General features: G+C 36.7%; 3 protein-coding genes and 1 pseudogene. 2 read left to right on the forward strand and 2 right to left on the reverse strand.

Annotated features, from left to right (window positions below; genetic code table 11):
* A pseudogene (locus tag AC1DJR_RS23895) lies at positions 1–490 on the reverse strand (LPXTG cell wall anchor domain-containing protein); the annotation flags it as partial.
* 120 nt (positions 491–610) lie between these two features.
* Complete coding sequence (locus AC1DJR_RS23900) at positions 611–1,192, reverse strand: AAA family ATPase (RefSeq protein ID WP_429687504.1); 582 nt, start codon at positions 1,190–1,192, stop codon at positions 611–613.
* A 437-nt stretch (positions 1,193–1,629) separates the two neighbouring features.
* Here AC1DJR_RS23900 and AC1DJR_RS23905 point away from each other — a divergent pair, with 437 nt between their 5' ends.
* The gene (locus AC1DJR_RS23905; RefSeq protein WP_429687503.1) at positions 1,630–2,340 is read left to right on the forward strand and encodes a DsbA family oxidoreductase; all 711 of its coding nucleotides are present in this window, start codon (positions 1,630–1,632) and stop codon (positions 2,338–2,340) included.
* Between the two features lie 143 nt (positions 2,341–2,483).
* On the forward strand, positions 2,484–3,063 hold a 580-nt coding region (locus AC1DJR_RS23910), incomplete at its 3' end, for a class I SAM-dependent methyltransferase (RefSeq protein ID WP_477003666.1).

Genomic DNA, 3,063 nt, shown 5'->3' on the forward strand with positions numbered 1-3,063 from the left:
GTTTATGATCTTTAAGTTCATTAACCTTTTCATCGACAGTTTGCTTATGCTCTTTCATTTCAGCAACTTTTTCATCTACTTGCTTTTTATGCTCTTTCATTTCAGCGATTTTCTCTTCGGCAATTTGTTTGTCTTGCTGAAGTTTTGCATCTAACTCTTGTTTATGCTGTTTAATCTCACTGATTTTTTCATCAGCAACTTCTTTGCGTTGATGTAGTTCATTAACCTTTGTATCAACATTTTCCTTAACTTGGTTAAGTTCATTTAATGTTTGATCCACATTTTCTTTGTGCTGCTGCAATTTCGCATCTAACTCTTGTTTATGTTGCTTAATTTCAGCTAATCGATCTCCAGTACTTTGCTGGGGAGTAGCATCATTTACTTCTGCATGAGTAGGGGTAGATCCCGCAATCATTGCTAAAGCTAGTGTAGACGCAGCGATTGTTTGTTTTGTTTTCATATTTTTGTACCTCTTTTCTTTCATATGCATGAGCTGTTTTGTGTAGTCTTGAGCATATAGAAGTAGATTATTTTATTATTATATACCATGTTCGGCGCTTATAGGAAGTATTTGCATAATAATCTATGATTATGAAATTATTATAATCTCTTATTTTGGGGTAGGGGACAAATCTTCAGCAAGATGAACAATAGCTTCTATAGTAGAGTTCACATCCTTACTATCGTGAATAACAAACAAATAATCAGCCTCATTTTCTACAGGATCTACTACATCTTCATGTAGTGATTCAGCTTGTTGCCGAACGAGTACTTCCTCAAAATTGGAATAGTCACCTCTAAATATATTTGTACTGCGTTTACTATGAGCCACTCTTTCATAAAGAACATGATCTGGAATGTCAAAAGGGACTAATACACGTACATATTCCTCTTTCTTAAACAATTCATTCAGCAAATACATTCGTCCATTTCGGCTTCTATTTGAGTTGCAAATGATAAGGTGTAGATTTGTGTATTCTGTAGCGTAATCGACAATGAATTTTGAAAGGCCATGCTTCAGTGTATTCGGTCCTTCTGTCGGCTGCAATTTTTCATAATACGTGTTAATAAATTCAGCGTGGTTGTCTTGATCCATAATAAAAGAGTTAGGTAACTCTTTTTCTAGCGCTCTTGCAAATATAGTTTTTCCGCTGTGCGTTTTTCCTACTGTAATAATGACTAATCTTTTCATGAGGGAAGCCTCCATTACCATTTTTAAATAGGAATATTCTGTGTGAAGTGAAATCTTCCTTCTAGAAAACAAACAAATTGTTGAAATGACAGGGAATGTATCGATATAAATCGTTTAAAAGGTAAGCGTCAAATATTCCCCACCTACAATTTGTAAATAAACCATGAGATAATCTCCTTACATACTACATGTGGAGGTTTTTTATGAAAAAGCAGCCCTATATTCAGTTGCAGAGCTAATGTTCGAGTGATAAAAATGTAAAATATAGCGAAACGAAAAATCTACGTCTTTTTATATCTTTTTTAATTATTTGCACCAGAACCCAATAACCTCTTAAATAAAGTCAACTAAATTGACTTTATTTAAGAGGTTATTGTACTATGCATAATATAGTCAACCAAGTTGAGACGTGGTTGCATTATAAAGGGGGTTTTTAAATGAAAGTAGAAGTGTGGTCAGACATTGCTTGTCCGTTCTGTTATATTGGGAAACGTCGTATCGAAGCAGAACTTGAGCAATTTGCTCATAAAGATCAAGTGCAAATTGTTTATAAAAGCTTTCAACTGAATGAAAATGCGAAGAAAGATACGGAATATGATGCTTACGATGTGCTTTCCGCCAGATCCGGAATGAGCCGGGAAGCGGCAAAGGAGATACACGAGAGTCTTGCCAAACAGGCTGAAGTAGATGGATTGGACCTAAGATTTGATACGCTTCAGCTGACAAATACGTTAGACGCTCACCGTCTGCTTCACTTTGCGGCGCAGCATGGCAAAAATAATAAGGTAGCCGAGCTGTTGTTCAAAGTTTATTTTACCGAATGTAAGCATGTTGGCCGTCATGAAACGTTGATTGCGATTGCCGCTGAAGCAGGGATTGATCCGAAAGCTGCAGAGGAGATGCTGGCAAGTGATCAGTTCACCGATGAAGTGCGGGCGGATCATCTCGAGGGCGTTCGTTTGGGTGTAAGTGGCGTACCATTTTACGTCATCGATCGCAAATATGTTGTTTCCGGCGCGCAGCCGGCGAATGTATTTCTCGAAGCGCTTGAGAAAACATGGGCCGAATCACAGTCACTGGCCGTGCTGAATACTACTTCAGCCGAAGCCGATCCAGTTTGCAAGAATGGCGTTTGCAAGAACGAGTAGTTTCGATTTTGAGCGATTAGAAAGACGTATAACTTGACAAAAAAACTTATTTGTGCTATAATTTACCAATTAAAAAATAAGTTGTATAATAGGGTTCTCCTGGCCAGGGGAACCCTGTTTTTGTTGTGAAAATGAAGGAGTGTATGTGCGTGAAACAAGGTGAAGCAAGTGTAACGTCGTTAGTATCAGCTTTCGGGAGGGCGTATCATAGTGAGTTTGATAGTCCTAAAATCTTTGATGATTATGTAGCTAAAGATTTAATTTCACAAAAAGAGCGTAACAATATTGAAATGAACATGGTTCAAGGGATACATTTTTTTAATCAAGATATTGCAGTGCAGTTTCAAGATAATCCAAAAGAAATATTAAAATGGATTACGCAAGTTCAGTTATCACCAACACCTTTAGCACGTGCGGCATATTGTGAAAGAGTATTACTACATGAAATTACACTAGGCGCAAAACAATACGTCATACTCGGTGCAGGCTTAGACACGTTTAGTTTTAGAAACCGAAAATTAGAAAATAAAATAGAAATATTTGAAGTTGATCATCCTTCTACGCAACAGTTTAAGAAGATAAGAGTAAAAGAAGCAGAACTTGAAATTCCAAATAACCTTCATTTTGTTTCCATGGATTTTACGAAAGACTTTTCCTATGAACAGTTACGCAATGAAGGATTTGAAAATAAAAAGACTTTCTTTAGCCTTTTAGGTGTTACGT

It is taken from the genome of Bacillus sp. 05T31 (assembly GCF_056396725.1).

What these genes read in the sequence shown, in the direction of transcription:
- AC1DJR_RS23900 (WP_429687504.1), bottom strand. Translation starts at nt 1,192, where the DNA reads ATGAAAAGATTAGTCATTATTACAGTAGGAAAAACGCACAGCGGAAAA.
- AC1DJR_RS23905 (WP_429687503.1), top strand. Translation starts at nt 1,630, where the DNA reads ATGAAAGTAGAAGTGTGGTCAGACATTGCTTGTCCGTTCTGTTATATT.